Below are 23,097 nucleotides of genomic sequence, written 5' to 3' on the forward strand. Positions count from 1 at the left end.
TGGCCACCGGTTCGGCCGCGTTCTCTCCGGCATTTCGGTCGTGTCGACCGACAAGGACAACCCCGCGGTCTTCGCCTCCGGCGAAGGCAAGATCCTGATGCGTGCCTGCGCGGTCGACAAGGCGCAGGGCAACGGCATCTGCCTCAACGGCCGTGGCTCGTTGTCCCTCGAAGACACCACCATCAGCGGCACGGGCGCGCTCGTCGTCGTCGATCGGGCGAGTACGGCGGCCGAGCAGGCTCGGTTCGCCGCGGCTGCCGGTGATGAGTATGGCGAGGCGCTTGCCTCGGTGAACACCGCTTTGGCGACGTGGCCGTCGATGCGCGGTCAGGCCGAGGCGGCGGTGAAGGCCGACTATGTCGCGATTTGTTTGTATCTGGGTCGTGGCCGTGGCGGTTTCGACGATCTGAACACCGCTGTGCGGGGCGGAGCCGCCGGGGAGATCGACGGGCAGGTCCACTGTCTCGCCTCGGGGCTGCGGCGGTTGCCGACGCACCGGCGGCCGGTGCTCCGGCAGGGCAAGGACGCGTTGGGGCTCGAGCGGGCGATCGAGCCGGGCTCGATCCTGACCGAGCCCGGGTTTCTTGTCGGGAGCATGGATCTCGATGTGACCCTGGCGGAGGCGGATCTCGATGTCCTGATCTGGCCCGCGTCGGCCCGGCGGACGTCGGAGCTGCTGATCGGGCAGCCGGTGAACGAGGTCGTGTTCTTCGCCGGTGCGCGTTTCAAGGCCTTGGCCCTGCGGGAGGCCGAAGTCATCGGTGACGAGCCGGAGGTCGAGCTGACCGCGCCTCGGCTGGCCGCGTTGTTCCGGGAACTTGCGCCCGGCGAAGAGGTTTCGGCCCCGGGTGAGCTGGATGACCAGGACCTGGCGGTGCTGGCGAAACTCGACCGGGCGCTCGAACGGAGGCGCCGTGGTGCGCTGCGGGTGATCGAGGAACGCGACCTGATGAACCGCATGACGAAGTTCTCTTCAGGAGTGGCACGAGGAGGTGTCGGCCCCGGCGGGCCGGACGTTCACGCTGGCTTCGTGACCGGTTCGCCGGAAGCTGTTCGACCCGGGACATCGTTCAAGGAAAGGTAGGACAATGGCTGACGAGTTTCGCCTGGATCCTGCGGGCATGCAGGACATGCTGGGCAGGTTGAAGTCCGACAACGCCGAGTTCTCGGCTGCGATGGACAACTTGAATCGTGTTCTGGAACGGTTCGACGGCTGCTGGGGTCATGACAAGGCGGGCCAGATGATCGCCAAAGGTTATGTTCCCAGTGTGGAAGATGTGCAGAAGGGGGTGAATGATTTGTCGACAGGTGTGGGCGAGATGTCCGACGGGGTCAAGGACACGGTGAATGATTTCCGTGATCTGGACGAGGACAACGCGAAATCGTTCGACCATCGGCTCGGAGAGGCGATTCGGGAGAAGAAGAACGAGTCCGGTAAGTAGATTCTCGATCGATGGTTTTGTTTCGTAGGGTGATCTGACTCTGTAGCGAGGGAGGTGGGCGGTGCTCGAGTCTGGTGATGGGCCGGTGAAGCCGCCCAAGGAGCTGCAGGGTTTTTTGAAGGCCTTGGCGGGGATGGAGTGGCCTGAGGGCAACGTCCGGAGTATGCGGGCGATGTCGCAGGCGTGGTGGGATTTCGTTCCGGTGGCGGAGGATTTCGCGCGGGATGTGCGGGCGCGGGCGGCTGACCTGGACCGGTCGATGGACGGCGAGTACGCGCAGGCGATGGCCGAGTATTTGACCGGGTCTGCGGTGAAGGCTTTGCATGAGCTTATCGGGTATGCGAAGAGTCTGTCGAAGACTTTGAGGACTGCCGCGGCGGATGTGGAGAAAGCGCAGGTTCTGTTGTGGGTGGCGGCTGCGTTGGCGCTCATCCAGATTATTTACCTGCTGGCTACTCTGATTTATTCGTGGATGGCTCCGATCGTGATGGCCACGACGGCGTTGACGTTGCGGATGGTGATTCAGCAGTTGCTGCTGAAGCTGTCGACGTTGGGGCTGCAGAAGATGACGTTCGAGGGTGTGAAGCAGGCGATGGTGCGGATCGCGCCGTTCGTCCAGCGGGGGGCGATCGATGTCGGGGTGTCCGCGGGGATCGGTGCGGCCCTGCTGACGGTGGTGGATTACACCACGCAGCGGGTGCAGATGCGTAAGGGGCAGCGAGATGAGCTGGACAAGGAATCGGTGTGGAAGGCCACGGTCGGGGGTGCGATCGGGGGCGCCGCGGCGGGGGGGGTGATGGGCGGGGCCCGTGTCATCGTGCATTCGGCGCAGACGGCGGCGCGGGACCTGGGGAAGAAGATCCCGCGGGGAATGGTGATCGGGGCGGAGCTGTCGTTCGCGGGCTCGCTGGTGCTGACGATGTTTTGGTCTAACAAGGTCGTCAACGAGGTGTTGGACAATCCGGAAGCGTTCTGGGGTGGGTTCCTAGGGGCGTTGTCGAGTTTCGGTCGTCCTCATCGGCCGGGCGGGTCCGGTGGCGGGGAGGACATGAAGATCGATGTGGCCGATCTTCACATGCCGTCGACGGGTGGTGTGGAGAAGCCGGGCGGGTCCGGTGACGGGGGTTCGGTGTCGTCGGAGCGGCCACCGTCCTATGTGTCCTATGTGGAGGAGGAAAAGGCGCCGTCGTATACCGACAAGAAGAGCGGCGATTCCGGTGAAAAGGCGGAGGGCGATTCCAAGCGACCGGCGCTGAGTATCAAGCCGTTGGCTGAGACAGAAGCCGGGGCCGACGCGCGCAGCCCGCAGAGCCAGGCCCCAGCGGCGCGGGGTTCAGAGACACAGGCAGCGCCCGAGGGGCAGCCCGTTGTCGCGCAGCCGATCAGCGGTAGCAGCGGTAAACCGGTGGGGCACCTGTTCACCAGCCAGCCCTCCACCGTCACCGCTCCCGCGACCGGCCACACCTCCGGCGAGGTGCCCTCGGGACAGTCGTCCTCCGCTGGTTCGGTGCCGACGAGCACAGGTGGTCCGGTCACGGGTAATGGCCAGGTGCACACCGGTGGTGAGCCGCGTGCGGCTGCGAGTACCCGTGGTGAGCCGGGTTCGGCGCATGCGGGTTCGGGTTCGCCGGCCCAGCCGGCCGCGGGTACGACCGGTGGTCCGGTCACGGGATCCGCGGGTACGGGCAATGGTCAGGTTCACACCGGCGGTGAGGCGCGTGCGGCCGCGAGTTCTGGTGGGCAGCCGCCCGCCGCTGCGGGTTCGGCGCACACTGGTTCTGGCACGCCGGGCCAGCCGGCTGCGGGTCCGGCACATCCGGGTACCGGGACGGTGGCTTCGCCGGGTGCGGGGGAGAACGGCCGGGGGCCGGTTGCCGCGCAGCCCGCTGCGGGTCAGCCGGTCGCGGGTACGACTGGTGGTCCGGGGCATCCGGGTACCGGCACGCCTGCCCAGCCGGGTGCGAGCGAGAACGGGCGTCCTCCGGCGACGGGGCAGCCCGCGGCGAATCAGCCGGCCGCGGCCACCGCCGGTGGTCCGGCGCAGCCAGGAGCGCCGAAGACCGGCGACACCGGCCCTGCCGAAGGCACGACTCAGCCCGCTACTTCGAAAACCGACGGCACCGTATCCGCGCCGAAGGCCGATTCCCCGGCAGCGCCGGGCACACCGAAGGCCGACAGTGCCGCACCTGCGCCGAAGCCTGAGGAAGCCGGACGGGTCAAGGACCAGCCCGAGGCGGAGCGTCCGGTTCCGGAGAACGGTGAGGACGGTGCGCGGCAGCCCGTCGTGGTCGAGGACAAGCGGCCGGTGCCCGTGTCCGGTCCGCCTGCGGCGAATCAGGCTGGTCGCGCGGATTCCGCCGCGAACGCGCCGGGTTCGCAGGACGCCGCCCGACCGGCGCCGGGCGCTCGTCAGGACGGTTCGCCCGCACAGCAGCCGGTGCGCGAGGCCCAGCAGGGCGGAGAGCGGCCCGCGCGGACGGAAGCGGCGCCCGCCGCCCAGCCGTCGAAGGGTGACGTACCGCAGCCTGCCCGGCCGCCGGGGGAGAACGCCCGCCCCGCAACGGAATCGGTTGCGGCACAACGTGGCCTGAGGCCTTCCGGTGAGCCGCCTGCCGTGGTGGGAACGCCGGAGAGGCAGCCGGTTGGCAGGACCGGGGAGGACAAGTCGCGGGCGGATTCGGGTGTCGATCCCGCGGCTGTGCTGGCGGCGCAGCTCGGAACGACCCGCCCCGACCACGCGGCGCGGTCCTTTGAGGACGGACACACGGCCGGTCCGGTGGCTGAGTTCGTCACCACCGCGGCCTGGGATGCCGTGCGGGACTCGGTTCCGGCGACGCGGCACTGGGGTGAGCGGCGGGAAGTCTCGACCGGGGGCAAGGACGGGATCTCGCCGCTGCGGTTCGACGTGAGGCGCAGTGAGGTAGCGGGGCAGTGGGTGCGGGAGTTGTCGGTGCCGGTGGAGCTGGTGTCGAAGAAGGGTGGGGTGGACGGGAACGCGCGCAGTGCCTTCGTGCGCGCCATCGAGAAGAAGCTGGCTGAGATCAATGGCCGGTACCGGCTTCCGGGCGGGGATCAGTTGCATGTGGTGCTCGACGCGTGGGTGTCGGAGGCGCCGCCTCGTCCGGGCTGGGAGCGGGACGGGATGCGGCGGGTTCCGGTGGAGGTGGGCACGAAGGCGGGGGGTGGGCAGCTGTCGTGGCGGGCCGGGGACGTCGACGCGGCGGTGGGGAAACTGTTGCGGTTCATCGGGGTCGAGGGGAAATCGGCGGAGCCGGTGAGTCTGGGTGGTGCGGCGGAGGGGCGGAGTATCCGTCTGGACGCGGAGGATCTCGCGGCGATCGAGGACACGATCCGGGACACCGCGGGTGACGCCCGGGAGATGCCGCCGCCCGCGGATCCGGGACGGCCGGGGGTGGTCGCGGGTCCGCCGGGGACGGTGTTGTGGCCGAAGCGGTTCACCGCTCTGGGGACGTCGTGGTCGCGGGACAGGAACGGGTGGTACCGGGCGGACGGTGAGGGGACGGTGCCGGCCGCCGGGGGGCCGGTGGTGGTGCCGGAGGGTGCGCGGGCGTTGTTCGATCTCGGTGGTGAGGTGCGGTATGTGGTGCTGAAGAACGAGGTTTACGACCTGGTCGGGCCTGATCTGCGGTGGCAGGTGGTGGAGGAGGGGTTGAGTGTCGAGCGTCGTGCGTGGGATGGGGCGTGGTCGGCGCCGCGTACTGCGGCGGGTGAGGTGCAGGCGACGAAGATGACCAAGGCCGAGGCGGTCGCGGTCGGTCCGGTGACTCGCGCGGACGGGACACAGGTGATGTTGCCGACGAAGAGCGAGAGGGTCGTCGACAGCCATGGCGGGGTGGAGACGGTGGTGGCCTACAGGCAGCTGACGGACGCGAAGGGCAAGCGGCTGCCGCAGCCTGTGACGTTCGTGCCGGACGGGAAATCCGGCTGGGTCGAGCAACCGGTCGGTGCCGCGGTGCTCGAGCAGTGGCTGGCGAGTGCGAACAAGGCGGATGACGCGGCCTGGTATCTCAATGACTATGTGGAGCGATCTTCCCCGCTGATTCCTGAGCATCGGCGGCTGACCGAGCTGGATGCCGCGGCGCTGGCGGAGTTGTATCAGCGCCGGGACGAGGCGGATTCGTTCGCGGCGGTGCTCGAGTCCATGTTTCGGGAGGAGGGGGTCACAGCGCGCTGGACGCAGGTCTCGGCGGCGCACGCGTTCAACGAGGGACACAACAACCAGATGGCGGCGGGGGAGGGTAAATCCTGGTTGTTCCTCATTCACTCGGCGGTGGCCAACGCGATGGCGGCCCTGGACGCGTTCATGGTGACCACGTCGCGCGAAGCGCTGGTGCAGAAGGAAATGCCTCTCTATAAAAAGGTGCTGGAGTACCTGGGGGTGGATGTGCACCGGGTGAACTCGGACAAGCCGGTCACGGAACTGCGGAAAGGGAAGCACACGATCTTCTACGGCTCGGAAGGACAGGCCGCCTTTTACAACCTGAAGCACGAAGGAAAGTTCCCGGGGCAGGAAAGCCTTGATAAGGAATTCCGGATGGGAGTGGCTGCCGACGAGGTCGACGAAGGCGCTCGCGATAGGAACAAGCAATACATCATGAGTAAGGGTGCGCGGGATGCGGCGTCGCCGGAGGTGGCCGAGCTGGTCAAGGACGCGCACGATCTGCTGAAGAACACTCTCGGCAGCGGCTGGCTGGGGGCCGCTGATTTCGGGCGGGTGGAGGGGCAGCAGGGCGGGAGTGCGCGGCTCACCGAGCAGGGCCGGGACAAGCTGGAGCTGTTGCTGGACCGGCCGCTGACCGAGGTCGAGGTCCATCGGCTGAACAACGCCGCGCTCGCCGAGTGGACTTACCTCAAGGGTGAGCATTACGTGCTCAACAAGACAGAGGATGGGATCCTGATCGTCGATCCGAAAAACCACGAGGTGATGTTCGATCCGGAGACCAACTCCGAAAGCCGGTGGAACAACGGGCTGGCGCAGGCGATCGAGCACTCGCTCGGCCTGCGGGTGCGGGCTGACACCAAGAGCAGCTCGAGCGTGACCTTCCAGGAGTTGCTGGCGAGGAAGGAGATCGTGCACAAAGTGGGGGCCTCAGGCACGGCGAAAGGTCACGGTCTCGAGTTCGCCATGGCGGGTCTGTCGGCGGTGGTCAAGGAAATACCGCGCTATTACAAAGATCGTGTGGAGTACTTCAAGACCAAGTGGGCCCTCACCGAGGAGGGCATGTTGCAGATGTACGCCGAGGACATAGCGGCACGAAAGGATGAGCCGCAGCTGATCGTGCTCCTGAAGAACAAGCAGGTGGCGATGCTGTCGGAGATGCTCACTAAACTGGGCGTCAAGCACCATGCCCTCAACTCGGAATGGCAGGTCGCGCAGGGCAACAAATTCGAGGCGGAACGCGACCGGATCATCGATGAGCTCAAGGCGGGCGGCGACGTGCTGCTCATGAACAAGCAGGGCGGGCGGGGGATGGACCCCACCCCCGCCCTGGAACACAAACTGATCCTCCGGACGGGGTGGGACAAGGATCCGGACGTCCGGACACAGACCTTCACCCGCAGCGGCCGCAGCGGCTACGACGGCGAGGTGCACACCTACCGCTACCCCGGCGACGACCTTGAGCACTCATTGGACCCCGAGATCACCGCGGACGTCATCCAATACCAGGACACCCCCCGCGACAACACCGACGCCCCGCCGGCTGCCCCTCGTAGTGACGTCGAGGACGAGTCCGTCACCCCACAGACCCCGGAGACCCCCGGGACACGTACCGATCCCCACCTTGAGACCGAGCATCCCACCATCGACGTCACCGGCGCCTGGCCCAACGCCCCGCCCACCGACCCCGGCGCACACGTGCGCAACCTCGGCGACGAACCCGAAACCCGCCCCCCGGCCGCGCTGGAACGTCGTGACTCCCTGTTCGACGAGGAGCAGGACGCTGCCGAGGTCCCGGCCGATGTGCTCGACACAGCGCAAGCGGCCTTCATCAAGGAACTCGACGACTGGCGTGCCGCCCACCGCGGTGTCATCGTGCCGGCGGCCGTGGGCATCCGGCTGAATGACGCGTTCATGGCCGCTTTCCGGGCCGAGTACCTGGATCCGGCCAGTGCCGGGCAACAGGGCTGGCGGTCCTGGCTCGACCAGGCCGCCTCCGGTTTGCACGACATCTTCGATCACGAGATCCCCGCCAGGCCCGCAGCCACCCTGGGCGGCGAACCGGGAACCCGTCCCCCGGAAGAGCCTTCCGCCGCACCGGAACGCCCTGCCTCCCTGGACACCGACGCCACACGGGAACTGGCCGACGCGCTCTACACCGCGCGGCGCGCCTTCACCGATCAACTCGACACGTGGCGTGACGGCCACCCCGACACGGTGGTGCCGGCGGAGAAGGTCATCGGGTTGAATGACGCGTTCATGGCTGGTTTCCAGGCCGCGTACACGGCTCCGGCCAGTGCCGGGAAGCAGGACTGGCGGTCCTGGCTCGACCAGGCCGCCTCCGGTTTGCGCGACATCTTCGACGACGAGATGCCTGCCAGGCCCGCGGACGCCGCCCCGGGTGGGGCTGTGCGGGAGTGGCCGTTGATTCCGTCGGATCGTGAGGAAGCCCGTGCCTGGGTGTACGACGACGGGGGACTTTCTCAAGGGCGGTTCGGCAAGAGCCCGGCCAAGGACTTCGAGCCCTTCATCGTGCAGGCCACGAAGATCGTGTCCCTGTCTCATCGAGTACCGGTATGGGTCGAACAACCGGATCTGGAGGACGTGGAAGCCGTCCGGTTGAACAGCGCGGTGAAAGACCTCATCGCGCGGTACCTGGCCAACGGCTGGTCCGAACCCGACGCGCAGAAGCTGTCCGCGGAACTCGCGGTGAAACTCGGTACCAGCCGGGGAATGCCCGGGAACCCGGTCCCCCTGCCCGGCGGAGCCCGTATCGACACCGTTCCTGAAGTAGGCGAGTCCTCGACCACCGGCGCGGCGCACGCCGACAAGGGTTCCGCCAAGCCGCTGCCTCCCGCTCCGCCGGGCCGCGCCGAGCTGGTGGGGTGGCGGCCCGCGACGAACGCTAACGGGCAGCCCATTGGGCCGCAGACTTTGCCGGAGTTCATGCGGGAGTTCATATCGCGGCGCGGGATCGCGGAGCGGATTAGTCTCAGCGATCGCGAGGCAGGCCTGCTGGATGAGGACGTCGAGCGCCTTCTGGCAGAAACACCTTTGGGGCAGAAGCTTCCGCCGGAATTGCTGGAGATGGTCCGGCTGGAAGTGATCCAGCAGGAGCTGGATCCCCTGTCCATCGAACATTTCCATCCATGGATCAAGGAATGGCTCAAGTCCATTGTGGACGAACTTGCTCCGACCGGTAGATACCGCTATTCGGCGTTTGGAGTGGCGGCGATGTCTGGTAGGTGGGTCGACCCATGGGTGGTAATGCGCTTGAGGTCGAATGCCCGGACGGACTGGACATTCCGACTGAACGGTTCCCGTGAAGTGGGGATTTCCGCCCGTGAAACTGTCTGGTCGATGCTGCGGGGGTTCGTCGATGCCGCGGTACAGGCTGAGCCTGGGGCGTTGCCGCGCCTGTTGGCGGTGCGCTATGTCGCGGAGCGAACTCCCGGCAGGGTCGGCGGCACGCAGCGATCGCTGGTGAAGTCGATGGCGCAGTCCCAACTCACCGCCTGGTCGGCCATGGAGGGGGTCTTTTCGCGGGACCCACTGCGCCAGCTGATAAAGACGGACGTACAACTTCTGCTGAGAGAGCATCGCAAGCGGGCGTCGTCGGTCCCGGTGTCGGTGTCGGTGAAGGATCTGCTGGCCCGGACGGACATCCGGACCCGTGCGGTGCCGACTGGTGACCCGCGGATCGATCTCGTGCACTTGCACGTGGATGGTCAGCAGCTTCCGGGCGACCTTGATGGCCTTGGCGTTTACGACGACGCCAACAAAGACTCCTCTTATAAGTACATCACGTTACAGGAGGCGTCGAGGCAGCTGACCGGGGTACGTTCTGATGACGCGGTCTACGTCGAGGCTGGCGGGCTGGTGGCTCGGTACAACTGCGAGCCTGTGAAGTACACCGGTCAGAATCCGTTGATGCGAGACCTGCGTGCCCGGCACCGTGCCCGGTACAAGTCCGCGGTCACGATAGTCGCCGCGAAGCTCCACAACCGTGGTTTCATGCCGACATCAGCCGACGAGCTTGCGCGCCAGCTGTCCGATTGGGTGGGTATGCGTCGTCCGGAGGGTCCTCTTAGTGACGTGCTCGGCGAGAGGGCTGGGCCGGGGTCGGGTTGGTTGGTTCCGGTGAGTGCTGGTGTGAGTGCTGGCGTGGGTGTGATCAAGGCCGGGATGGTGTTGGGTGATCTGGGTTCGCAGGTGGGGCAGGCGGCGCGGTGGTTGCGGCATGAGCCGGGTGTGTTCGGTGTGGTGGTCACGAGTCATACCGTGCCGGACCTGGAGACCGTGACGAAGGCTCTCGATGCCGCCGGTTGGAACAAACGGGACGCGGTGCGGTTCTTCCTCTGCTATCAGGAAGGTCTGGCGGAGCTCGCCGCAGGGCTGGCGAGCTCCTTCAGGGGCACGGTTTTCTATCCGGAGGAACAGGTGTGGCTGGGGGTGGCTGGCGGTCCGGCGACCGGGGTGGGGGGAATCGAGTACGTCGACGGTAAACCGCAGCTGAAGCTGGCAGACAACGGCGGGGGATGGATCGAGGTAGATCGGAGCGGGAACCCGAAACCGGGCACGTATGTGCTGAAGGCATCCGCCAAGGCCCCGCCGCTGCTGGGATTGTCCCGGCCACTCCACCTGGGCCCACGAACCGGCAGCCCGGGCACTTCCGTCGGCCGTCCTGGCGACGACGCCACAGCGGAACCGGCCGATGCGTGGCGTGCCGACCACTCCGGCGTAGTGGTGCCGGAGCCAGTGGCGAATCGGTTGAGAGAAGATCTCCTCGCCGACTTCCGTGCCGTGTACACCGACCTTGGCACACAAGCGCTAGACAGCCGGCACACCTGGCTCGGCCAGCTCGTTGGCGACCTGCGTGAAGCCTTCGGTCAAGCGTTCATCACCGGCCAGGTCGGCGTATACCTGACGGAACAGGCGAATGGCCGATCCGGGCAGAACGCCGGCACGCCGTCCGAGGAACTCAGGGGAACATCCGGAATCCAGTGGGCCGCCCGGCAGGTATCGCCTGTTCTTCCCGGCGGCGCACGACCCGACGAGCCCCGGAAGGTAGGTGAATCCTCCCGTGCTGGTGCTGCGTCGGTGAATGCAGATCGCGATGGTTTGTCTGAGTTTCTCGACTTGTCGGGTTTTCAGGAGACCTTTACCGCGCTGGGTGGTGTGACGCCGGCTTGGCAGGTGGCGTGGGAAAACTCTATGCGGCGTGTCGCGCCTGGGTCCCTTCAAGGGCCATCGGCGGAAACGGACGCGCCCGGTGGTGTGGTGATGCCGAACGTGTTCGCGGTGACGGCCGAGGATTATGAGGATTGGACCGGGCTTCCGACGCTGGGCTTGACGCCGATCCCGTCTGCGCGTGGGGAGGTGCTGGATTGGGTCCGTGAGGAAGTCGCGCGCTTCCGGGGGCTCTACGGGGCGGTGAACAAGGGGGCAGAGAACTATCGGATCGCCCGTCGCTTGGTGTTCGAGAGTCTCGGTGTCCCGGAGATGAGGGAAAACCCGGCTTTGGATCATGTGGGGGGCGTGGGTTTGACCAGCGCGGTGATTGAAGTTGTTTCGGGCTACCTCACGGGAGGCTTGTCCGAAGATCGTGCCCAGGAACTTTCCGATGAGATCGCGATGAAGTTCTGGCGTGCGCCGCTCGACGTGGTGAAGTTCCGGCCGGCGGAGGATGGGACGGGTCCGCGGAATTTGCGTGAGTTCTTGATCCTGCGCGGGATATCGAGGCGGCTCGCGGCAGGCTGGGGCGGGGGAACCAACGCGGAGATCGAGTCGCTTCTTGAAAAAGTCCCCCGTCTTGGGCAGATGCCACTGGCCTTGTTCGAGATGATCGCGAGACAGCTGGAGCTCGACCCCGTGCCCATCCCGCGGTGGGTACGGGCGTGGCTTGACAACATCAGCGACCTCAGACGCACACACGACGAATGGATGTACGACTCCCTCAAGGTGGAGGAATTTTCCGGCGGCGCGGTCGACGCCTGGCTTGTGGATCAACTCCGGACGGTCGCCCGGGAGAAGTGGGTCGGGAAACTGACCGCGTACGGCACACTGCTATTGTTCGACCAGCTCCAAGTCGAGCGAATGGTGGACGGATTCGTCAATGCCGCTGCCGTGTCGTCCGCGAACGAGTCTTTGCCGAGAGTTCGAGCAAGACTGTTCATCGCACAAGGGGAACACAGGCTGAGCCCGGAGCTCATGCGCGAACTGATAATTCGGGAAGCGCTGACCAAGCTCGCGGAATACCAGCTGGGAGGTACCTGGCTGTCGGCCGAGGAATTGTGGAACCGGATACATATCGAGCCCGTTGAAGTGTCCGCGGACGACACCAAGGCCGGCATGGTGCAGGTGCACGTGGACGGGCAGCGGCGCCCAGGCGGATTGTACGGGCCAGTGGGACCCAATATGCCACTATTCGACCGCAGATCGGATGATCTTCTGAAAACCGTGCGTGCGGATTTGGCGCAATGGATGCGTGGGGGGACGGAATTCGGGTGGCCAACGATATTCAGGTGGGCTCACCGTCTGGTGAATATCTTCAATCAGGAGCCGCGAACGTTCGACGGCGAGGTCCCGCCGCTGCATAATCTGCACCGGAAGCGATATGTCGCCCTGATTGCCTGGGTTGCCTGGTCAATAGCCTCCGAGTCGCGCAGGGGTGTCTTTTTTGCCCATATCTTAAGAAGGGCTTTCTATCGCGCGAGGGATTTCAGTATCAAGGTAGGCTTGCCTCGTCAATTGGGTGTGCTGGGTGGTGAACCACGGACTTCCGAGCCGCTGACAGAACCGGATTGGCAACCACTTCCGCAGAGCTGGGCATCTGCACCCAGGTGGTTGTATCTCGAAAGTCAGCTGGCCCAATACGAACGAGACGCAAGTCCTGATCGTCACCTCAACCCGTTTGCCGAGAAAGCCGAGGAGCTGGTTTCGCGGTATCACCGTAGCCAGGCGACGATTCCGGATTCATTCACCGGTTCGCTGGGCCGCGACCTGATCGCGGAGGCGAAAACAGTCGTTGAGGGTTATCTGGACAGGGGTCTTTCTGTCGATGGGGCTCGGGAGCTGTCGAAGGGGCTTGCGAAAGCGCTGGGTACGTCGCTGGGCTGGCCGCTGATCCCGTCTACGCGTGAGGGGGCGCTGGACTGGGTTCGCCAGGAAGCCGAGCGCTTGGAAAGGATTTATGGGGCGGAGCATAAGCAAGGGACCGAAAACTACCAGATCGCCAGTCGCTTGGTGTCCGATGCCGTCGATATCCCGGAGATCGAGGAAAACCCGGTTTTGGACAGCGTGGGAGGTGTCGGGTTTACCCGAGCGGTGATCGACGTTGTCTCGGGCTACCTCACCGGAGGCATGTCCGAAGAACGTGCCCAGGAACTTACCGATGAAATCACGAGGAAGGTCCGGCTTGCGCCGCTCGATGTCGTGGGGTTCCGGCCGGCGGACGTCGGTGCCGTACTGCCTGGTGGTTTGCGGCGTGAAGCTGGTTCTGGTGTGGGTGGTGGGGTGGTTCGTGTCGGGGGGGTGGTGTTGGGGTGGCCGCCGATTCCGAAGGATCGTGTGGGTGCGGTGAAGTGGGTGGAGGATGGGGGTGGGTTGTCTGACCGGGGTAAGGGGCGGCCGGCTGAGGATTTCATGAAGGAGGCCGTGGGGATCGTGTCGCTTTATCATCGGGTGCCGGTGTGGATCGAGAAGCCGAAGCCTGAGCAAGAAGACGCTGTCCGGCTGAACAATGCGGTCAAGGTGATCGTCGCTCGTTATCTGGCCGAAGGGTTGCCCAAGGAGCGCGCGCACAAGCTGGCTGAGGACCTTTCGGTGAATCTCGGGACGTCGCGGACCTTGCCCCGGCAGGACCGGGACGTTTCCGGTGCGGTGCCGGCTGAGTCTGCCGGTGAGCGTGGTGAGCAGGTCGTTGCTGGTGTTGTTCCGGCGGAGGTGACCGGGTGGCGGCCGGCGGTGGATGGGACGGGGTCGCGGACGTTGCGGGACAGGGTGCTGGCGGAGGTGGGGGCGGATTCGGTTCCTGACGGGTGGGGCCGGGCCTGGGTGGAGAACATCGTGGCGAGTGTCAAGGACGCGGGCGTGGATGGGGCGCGGTTGGGTGCCGAGCTTCGGGTGGCGCGCGCCGTCCTGACGAGGGTGGACCGCGACGACAGCGTTTTCCAGCAGGCCCGTGACCTGGTGGGCGGGTTCCTCGAGGACCCCTTGCCTGAACGGGCGACAGCGCCCGGGGCCCACGTTCGCCTCGACTACCACGACTACGCGGTCGATCTGGTCGCCTCGGCCTTGCACACCCTCACCGGCAGCCTCGACAACCCGGCACAGGCGGTACGGCCACTGGCGGAAGCGATCGTCGAACGCCTGAACCTGAGCACGTTGAGAACGCGGAGGCAGGAAAAGCCCGCTATGCCAAGCGGCGCGAGACTCCGTCGTGGTGGCGTCGGCCCGCAGGCGTCGGGATCGGGTGGCGGGGCAGTGTATCCGGATTTGCCGACGAGTGAAGGCCTCGCGCTGGAAGGAGCCGACTTGAACGCGCTCGGGCGGGCCCGGGTGACGTGGGAGGGGCATCTGGACGGTTCGGGCGGGTTGGGCGCCGGCGATCGCCGGGTGGTTGCGCTGATGGTCCAGGGCTTTGTCGACGCTCTGGTCGCGCAGCGGGGCAAGGAGCCGTTGCTGCAGGGTGGTGTTTTCGTGTCGTCGGGGATGCCGGATCCGACGGGTTCGTTGTCGGCGCTCGTGGAGTCGGTGGTTCGAGCGCGGTTGGGCGAGTATCCGCCGGGTGCGGTCGGGATTTCGGTGGATGAGATCCTGCGCCGGGTGCGGGTGTGGGCGATCGAGCGGCCGGCGGGGGATGCATCGCTGGGTGTGGCGCAGTTGCGGGTGGACGGGCAGCGGCCGGTGGCGGGGTTGTTCGGTCCGGAGGCGTTCTCTGATCCAGCGGATCCGTTGCCGGCGCGGCGGAAGGCGTTGGCGCGGGCGCGGCATGGGCTTTGGCTGGCAGGGCTGACTGATTCGGACCGGGTTTTCGAGCGTGCTCGGAAGATCGTGAATCGGCGGAATCAGCCGCCTCGGTCGTTTGTGGAGTCGTCGTCGTGGGTTGATCGTGCTCATCTATCGCGGTATCGGGCGGCTGTTGCCTTGGTCGCGTGGGAGCTGTACCGGCATGAGAACGCTCGGCAGGGAGTGTTGGCTGCTGAGCGTTTGGCGCGTGGGTTGGTGGGGGAGTTGATGTGGCCTCGGGAGTCGGGGGCGTTGGGCGGAGCGCCTTCATCGAGTGAAAAACCGTTGACGCGGGAGGAATCTGACTTTTTGCTGGCCGGTGTTCCGCTGCGTGTGATGAGGTGGCGGCCGAATCCAGACGCCCCGAATGCCCCGAAAACCTTTCGTGACTATTTGAACACGCTCCCGTTGCCTGAAGATGTTTCTTTTATCAGAGCCGATAAGCAGTTGGGCCGAGCGTCCGACCTGTGGTTGCGGGCATGGGTGAAAAACATGGCCAGTGAGAGGGATGAGCAAGGTGTGTGGCGTTACCAGGCGAAGGACATTGTCGCGCACGGCGGTAAGGGCCTCCTCGTTCCTAGTACAGTCAGCCGTTGGGTTACTGAGGCTCGCCGAGTTGCGCAACCGTCCGCATCGACGGGGGGTGAGCTCCGGACTGTCGTGAGGTTGGGGGATGTGGTGCGATGGCGCCCGGACCCGGCCGGTTCGGGGCCGAAGACGCTACGGGCCTATCTGGACACGCTTGAGCTGCATCTGCCTGATGGCATTTCCTTCGACAGGTCTGAGGGGAGGAGATTGGGCAGCGCCTCCAATGAATGGTTGCGGGCGTGGGTGAACGGACTGGCAATGGAGAAGAATGAGCAAGGTGAGTGGCGTTACGACGAGGACGACATTGTCGCGCTTGGCGGTAAGGGCCTCCTCGTCCGCAAGGCCGTCGACCGCTGGGTGGATGAGGTCCGTGAGACTTCGGTACCTCCGATACAGGCGAGTGGTGGGCTCCGGACTGTCGCGACGATGAAGGACGTCGCGCCGTGGAGGCCGAACCCAGCCTATTTGGCCGGACCTCAAACACTGCTTGAGTTTCTGAACACGCTCACGCTGCCTGACGGCCTCTCTTTCGTCAGGGAGAACGGGCAGTTGACGCGTCTCGCCGGCTTGTGGGTGGGGGCTTGGGTGGAGAGCATGGCCACACAGAAGGACGAGCGAGGCCGGTGGCGTTATACGGCGGAGGCCATTGTCACGCTTGGCGATGAGCGACTCCTCGCCCCTTCAACAGTCTCACGTTGGGTTACCGAGGCGCGTAAGGCTCCGTCGGGCACGGGTCAGCCTAAGGCTTCGTCGGGCACGGGGCAGCCGGTCAGCGAGTTCGGTACGGTCGCGACGATTGACGATATGGTGCGGTTCTCTGGTGGTGACGGTGTTCCCGGTTCTTCCCGGGCGGTTCTCGCGGATCCCGCTGTCAGTAATGACGTCCCGCATGGCGGGGACGTCGACGACGGCTTCTTCAGCACCGAGTTGGTGGATTCGGGAAGCGCTGAGATTGTGGGTGAGGAGTGGCTCGGCGAGATGTACAACATGGAGGATTACGACCTCGAGGTGCTGGACCCTGAGTGGGCTTCGTTGATCCAGTGGGGGGATCTTGAGCAGGGAGGGGCGGAGGTTCAGGAAGGCGCCTGGGGCCAACTCGTGGATGCCGCCGGTGGCGCTGTGTCGATGCCGGAGCCGGCGGGTGAACCGGACACGTCCAGGGTGTCGGTGGCGGATGTGGATGTGCTGATCGGGCGTGGTTATGCACGCCATCCGACGGCGCGGCTGCCTGAGGGGCTTGATGAACGGCCGCGAGAGCTGGAGGTGGAATCTGACTTTGTGTTGGCCGGTGTTCCGCTGCATGTGATGAGGTGGCGGCCGAATCCAGACGACCCGAATGCCCTGAAATTCTTTAGTGATTATTTGAACACGCTCCCGCTGCCTGAAGATGTTTCTTTTGCCAGGGCTGATAAGCAGTTGGGGCGAGCGTCCGACCTGTGGTTGCGGGCATGGGTGAAAAACATGGCCAGTGAGAGGGATGAGCAAGGTTGGTGGCGTTACCAGGCGCCGGACATTGTCGAGCTTGGCGGTGAGGGCCTCCTCGTTCCTAGTACAGTCAGCTGTTGGGTTACTGAGGCTCGCCGAGTTGCGCAACCGTCCGCATCGACGGGGGGTGAGCTCCGGACTGTCGTGAGGTTGGGGGATGTGGTGCGATGGCGCCCGGACCCGGCCGGTTCGGCGCCGAAGACGCTACGGGCCTATCTGGACATGGACACGCTTACTCTGCCTGACGGCATTTCCTTCGAGAGGTCTAAGGGGAGGAAGTTGGGCGGCGCCTCCAATGAATGGTTGCGGGCGTGGGTGAACGGACTGGCAATGGAGAAGAATGAGCAAGGTGAGTGGCGTTACGACGAGGACGACATTGTCGCGCTTGGCGGTAAGGGCCTCCTCGTCCGCAAGGCCGTCGACCGCTGGGTGGATGAGGCCCGTGAGACTTCGGTACCTCCGATACAGGCGAGTGGTGGGCTCCGGACTGTCGCGACGATGAAGGACGTCGCGCCGTGGAGGCCGAACCCAGCCTATTTGGCCGGACCTCAAACACTGCTTGAGTTTCTGAACACGCTCACGCTGCCTGACGGCCTTTCCTTCGGCAGGCAGAACGTGCACTTGACGCGTCTCGCCCTCGAGTGGGTGAAGGCGTGGGTGAAGAGCATGGCCACACAGAAGGACAAGCGAGGCCAGTGGCGTTATACGGTGGAGGCCATTGCCACCCTTGGCGATGAGCGACTCCTCTCCCCTTCAACAGTCCCACATTGGGTTACCGAGGCGCGTAAGGCTTCGTCGGGCACGGGGCAGACAGTCAGCGAGTTCGGTACGGTCGCGACGATTGACGATATGATGCGGTGGCAGCCGGATCCAGACGACCCGTTCGGCTCGGAAACATTGCAGGATCACGTGGATACGCTCACCTTGCCCCGCGGCATCTCCTTCGACAGGTCTGGTAAGCAGCGCCTGAACAACGCCTCCACGGCATGGCTGCGGGCGTGGGTGAAGAAACTGGCTGCGGAGAAGGACGGACCGGATTGGCGTTACGACCTCGACGACATTGTCGCGCTTGGCGGTGAGGGACTACTCAAACGCCCGACGGTCGAGACTTGGATCCGCGGGGTGCGTGATCGTGTTGTGCCCGCGCAGTCCCCTGGTGGTAAGGGCGACCCCGGTTCTCCCGTGGTTCTCGCGGGTCCCGATGTCAGTGGTGACGTGCCGCATCGCGCTGAGGTTGTGGGTGAGGAGTGGCTCGGGGAGACGTACAACATGGAGGATTTCGGCATCGAGGTGCTGGACCCTGAGTGGGCTTCGTTGATCCAGTGGGGGGATCTTGAGCAGGGAGGGGCGGAGGTTCAGGAAGGCGCCTCGGAGCAACTCGATGATGTCGCCGGTGGCGTGCCGCCGGACCTGCGGGCCGAATGGCGGAAGCACACCGAGCGGGCGCGGAAGCGTTCGCGTGCGGTTCAGGAGGAGACGGAAACGGCTGAGGGAGCGGACAGGGCATGGGACGGGGAAAGGGTTGATCCCGAAGGTTTCGCGGCGATGGATTTCAATGCGAACTTCCCCGATTACGTGGGCGAGAGTCAGACCATGTCATGGGATTCGACGGCGGACATGGTGGCGTTGCCGGATGTGGCGACCCACGAGCCTGACGGACATCGCTCAGTCGACACTCCCGGTGCGGGTGAATCGCTGCGGGTGCCGATGCCGGTTCCTGTGGGGTCGTCGGTTCCAGGGACGGTGCGTTCGGCGGGTGGCAAGGCGGCGCTGGTGGAAGAGGGGCCGCTCGGCCGGTCGGGGCCGCAGGAGTGGTTCGAGGTCCTGGACAGAGAAGGGGCGGGGGTGGTGCTTTACCGGGTGTCCAGCTGGGGCCGGATCGATATACCGGGAGAGCCGGGAGAGGCGAACGCGGTACCGGGAGTGGGGTGGGTGAAGTGGGGTCATGATCTTGTGCATGCGTCGTCGGGGGTGGTGCTGCGAGGGCACTCGGGCTGGGTTGGGCGGCTAGCAGCCGCGGACCTGCCGGGCGCGGCGCAGGGTGTGCAGGGGTTCGAGTTGTCGGCGTCGTTGGAAGGCGTTTTCGCGAAGCCGCTGGGGGGCGGGATGGTGTGGCAGATCCCGTTCTATGGGCGGGTTCGACAAGCTGCCCCCAGTGGAGGCCTGGAGATCGGCGGACCGGGGCGACTGGCGCCTGCAGTACCTGAGTTGACCGAGGAGGAACTGTCAAACCTCGTGGTCGAGGTCGAGGGTGAGCTTCGCAGGCTGGGGATGCCGCGGATCGTCGTGACGCGTGAAGACGTGCGTGCGGCTCACGGCCAGTTGGGTCCCTCGTTGTGGCGGGATCTGTTGTCCGTGCAAGGGGCGAAGATCGCACAGCAGTGGCTGACCGGGCAGCAGAGCGGTGTCCTCTTGCCGGGGGCAGGCCAAAGCGTGGAGGCCGAGTGGGCGCACCCGATCCACGTCGCCCGTTACCTGCAATATGACAAGCCGATGGACATCGAGGAGGTGGAGCTCCACGCCACGGAGGTACTGGCACGGCGCTGGGGCGCTGAGGTGATCCTGGAGACGCAGGACTTCTACCGAGACGACCAGGGCCGACTCCACGCTACTGAGCAAAGCGCGCTGTCAGCGTCCGCAGGAGACGTAGTTCGGGAAGTGTTCGGCCTCCCCGAACTGGTCCTATGGGTCATGCCACACCTGCCCGGCGAGGCGCGCGACATTTCGTTGGAGGACGGCAGGGCCGTTTACCGGATGGTGGGCGAGGCATTGGCCGGGATATCCGGCGCGCTGGGTGACCTGCCGGCCACCGCGCTGGCGGACGTGCTCCTTCAGGAGAAGGGCTGGGAGGTGACCGAGTTGGGTCGTGCGGCCACGATCGGCCCCTCGGCATTGGGGGCTGGTGGGGCTTCGGCTGCGATCCATTTCAATGTGGGTGTCCCCGCGGAGACGGGCTACCTGTTCCGGCAGTATCTGCAGGCGCGAACATCCAGTGCCTGGGGCTTGCACACACTGGCCCACCGCGATGACGCGGTGCGATTCGCCGATGAGGTCACGGCCTGGTATCTGAGCTGGCGTGCTCTCGGCCATATCTCCGACCGAATGGACCTTGCGAGGAGCTTTGTCGGGGTAATGGACCTGTCGGCGCAGGCCGTGCGCTCCCACGTGTTGTCGGCCTACATTCATGCCGCAGCGATCTTCGTAGAGCCGGCCAGCACGGATGAGGTGAAGTATCACGCAGCCGACCTGATCCGACACGAGCCCAAGGACCTCCGTCGAGCTCTGCCCGCCCAGTCCCAGGAGTTCCTGCGGCTATTCGCGGGAAAGATCTACCGACTGGTGGTGGCCATGGTCAATTTCCGGGTCCCGGACCGTGTCGCTCGTGCGAGATCGCAGTCCATCATCGACGTGGAGGAGCGGCTCCAAGACAGTAACGACGACACGCGCCTGTACATGCAAGCGGCACTCACGGACCAGCAGGACCACCGGGACGTGATGAGGCGCTGCTTCCAGCGGATGACCGTGCTGGACGATTTCGACGTGGTCGACGGCATACCGCTGGCCGTGGTGGAAGTGCGGGCCTATGGGGCGAGCAAGTACCTGAACTTCACAGAGATGGCTCAGGCACAGGATCAGATCGCGGCCGCGGCGACGCACGCTCACGCGGTGGCCAAAAGATTGCGCGAGCCTACGCCCGATATGCAGGCCGACTTCGAGAAGGTCTTGCAGGAACTGCTTGCTCACGAGAGAGGCAACGGACCGATGTCTCACCGTGGCCCAGCGACGATTGTTGAACGAAACACCGACGGTTTGTCAGACCGCAACCTGATCGCCGAAGGTTCTTCTGTTCTTCCCGGCGGCCCACGACCCGACGAGGTACCACAGGCAGACGGTTCGTCGGATGTCGGCGGTGTGGTGCGGGAAAGCGAGTGGGATCCTGCGCTGGGGTGGCCGCCGATCCCGTCTGCGCGTGAGGGAGCGCTGGTCTGGGTTCGCCAGGAAGCCGTGCGCTTGGAGAGTCTCTACGAGGCGGCGCATAAGCAAGGGACCAAGAACTATCGGATCGCTCGTCACTTGGTGTCTCAGGCCATCGCTATACCGCAGATCGAGGAGAACCCGGTTTTGGACGGCGTGGGAGGTGCCGGGTTTACCCGCGCGGTGATTGAAGTTGTCTCGGGCTACCTCACCGGAGGCCTGTCCGAAGATCGTGCCCAGGAACTTGCCAATGAGATCGCGATAAAGGTCTGGCGTGCGCCGCTCGATTTCGTGGAGTTCCGGCCGGCGGACCTCGGCGTCGCGGTGCCTGATGGTTTGCGGGTTGAAGCTGGTTCTGGTGTGGGGGGTGGCGTGGTTCGGGCTGGTGCTGGTTCTGCGCGTGCTGAACGGTCGCGAAAGCTAGAGAAGGAATCTGACTTTTTGCTGGCCGGTGTTCCGCTGCGTGTGATGAGGTGGCGGCCGAATCCAGACGCCCCGAATGCCCCGAAAACCTTTCGTGACTATTTGAACACGCTCCCGTTGCCAGAAGGTATTTCTTTCATCAGGGGGGATATGAAGTTGAGCCGAGCGTCCGACCTGTGGTTGCGGGCATGGGTGAAAAACATGGCCAGTGAGAGGGATGAGCAAGGTGTGTGGCGTTACCAGGGGAAGGACATTGTCGCGCACGGCGGTAAGGGCCTCCTCGTTCCTAGTACAGTCGCCAGTTGGGTTACTGAGGCCCGTCGAGTTGCGCTACCGTCCGCATCGACGGGTGGTGAGCTCCGGACTGTCGCGAGGTTGGGGGATGTGGCGCGATGGCGCCCGGACCCGGCCGACGTTTCGGGGCCGAAGACGCTACGGGAATATCTGGACATGGACACGCTCACTCTGCCTGATGGCATTTCCTTCGACAGGTCTGAGGGGAGGAGATTGGGCAGCGCCTCCAATGAATGGTTGCGGGCGTGGGTGAACGGACTGGCAGTGGAGAAGAATGAGCAAGGTGGATTTCGTTACGACGCGGACGAAATTGTCGCGCTTGGCGGTGAGGGACTGCTCGATCCCTACATGGTCTGGACTTGGGTGGATGAGGTCCGTGAGACTTCGGCGCCTCCGATACAGGCGAGTGGTGAGCTCCGGACTGTCGCGACGATGAAGGACGTCGCGCCGTGGAGGCCGAACCCAGCCTATTTGGCCGGACCTCAAACACTGCTTGAGTTTCTGAACACGCTCACGCTGCCTGACGGCCTCTCTTTCGTCAGGGAGAACGGGCAGTTGACGCGTCTCGCCGGCTTGTGGGTGGGGGCTTGGGTGGAGAGCATGGCCACACAGAAGGACGAGCGAGGCCGGTGGCGTTATACGGCGGAGGCCATTGTCACGCTTGGCGATGAGCGACTCCTCGCCCCTTCAACAGTCTCACGTTGGGTTACCGAGGCGCGTAAGGCTCCGTCGGGCACGGGTCAGCCTAAGGCTTCGTCGGGCACGGGGCAGCCGGTCAGCGAGTTCGCTACGGTCGCGACGATTGACGATATGGTGCGGTTCTCTGGTGGTGACGGTGTTCCCGGTTCTTCCCGGGCGGTTCTCGCGGATCCCGCTGTCAGTGATGACGTGCCGCATGGCGGGGTCGTCGACGACAGCTTCTTCAGCACCGGTGATGTCGAGGATGTGGAGACGTTCCACATGGAGGATTTCTCCTTCCAGGAGATGATGGGCACCCTTCCGAAGTGGATGCGGTGGGATCTTGAGCAGGGAGGGTCGGAGGTTCCGGAAGGCGCCTTGGCGCAGCTCGATGGTGTCGCGGGTGGCGGTGCGTCGGTGCAGGAGCCGACGGGTGAGCCGGGCGCGCCCGCGCAAGCCGGGGGCGCGGAGCTCGCGAGTGAGGTTGCCGGACGCCGTGTCCAGCCGGTCTCGCTGGATGTGGAGATGCCGGATGCCGGGCAGCAGGAGCAAGGCCCACTGTCGTGGGAGATGAGTGGCATTCCCTGGGATCCGTCTTCTTTGTTCATGTCGCAGGCGTTCGACTCGTCAGCGGAGTCGTCTTTCCCGGGGCAGGACCAGGAGTGGTTCAGGGGCGTCGCCTTGGACGGGGTACGGGGCGGGGAAAGGGTCGATCCCAAGGTTTTCGCGGCGATGGGTTTCAATGCGGGCTTCCCCTCTTACGTGGGCGGAAGTGAGGACATGTCATGGGATCCGCCGGCCGGCACGGGGTCGTTGCCGGATGTGGCGACCGACGAGCCTGACGGACATCGCTCCCTCGACGCTCCCAAGACGGGTGAATCTTCTCGCGACGGTGCGCCCCAGGAGCTTTCAGAGTGAGGCTGTGCGGGCCCTTCTCGCCGAAAATTTCAATGATCCCTGTCGTATCTTTTCCGGCTCCGGCCTGCAAAGGTTCGCCGGAGTTGTTGCGGAAGCGTGAGAGTC

The 23,097-nt window shown here is 65.2% G+C and carries 3 protein-coding genes; all 3 read left to right on the forward strand.

All coding sequences use genetic code 11. From position 1 onward, the window contains the following. The first annotated feature begins 40 nt into the window (after window positions 1-40). The 3 genes from SD37_RS43460 to SD37_RS10710 all read left to right on the forward strand — a co-directional run bounded on the left by SD37_RS43460 (window position 41) and on the right by SD37_RS10710 (window position 22,992). A complete protein-coding gene (locus SD37_RS43460; RefSeq protein WP_044851066.1) occupies window positions 41-1,084 on the forward strand; it encodes a hypothetical protein in 1,044 nt (347 codons plus the stop codon). A gap of 4 nt (window positions 1,085-1,088) precedes the next feature. Further along, complete coding sequence (locus tag SD37_RS10705; RefSeq protein WP_044851067.1) at window positions 1,089-1,442, forward strand: WXG100 family type VII secretion target; 354 nt, start codon at window positions 1,089-1,091, stop codon at window positions 1,440-1,442. 61 nt (window positions 1,443-1,503) lie between these two features. Continuing rightward, window positions 1,504-22,992 (forward strand): WXG100-like domain-containing protein, encoded by a 21,489-nt coding sequence (locus SD37_RS10710; RefSeq protein ID WP_065912791.1) that lies wholly within the window; start codon window positions 1,504-1,506, stop codon window positions 22,990-22,992. Window positions 22,993-23,097: the final 105 nt, after the last annotated feature.

It is taken from the genome of Amycolatopsis orientalis, from assembly GCF_000943515.2.
GTDB lineage: Bacteria > Actinomycetota > Actinomycetes > Mycobacteriales > Pseudonocardiaceae > Amycolatopsis > Amycolatopsis orientalis.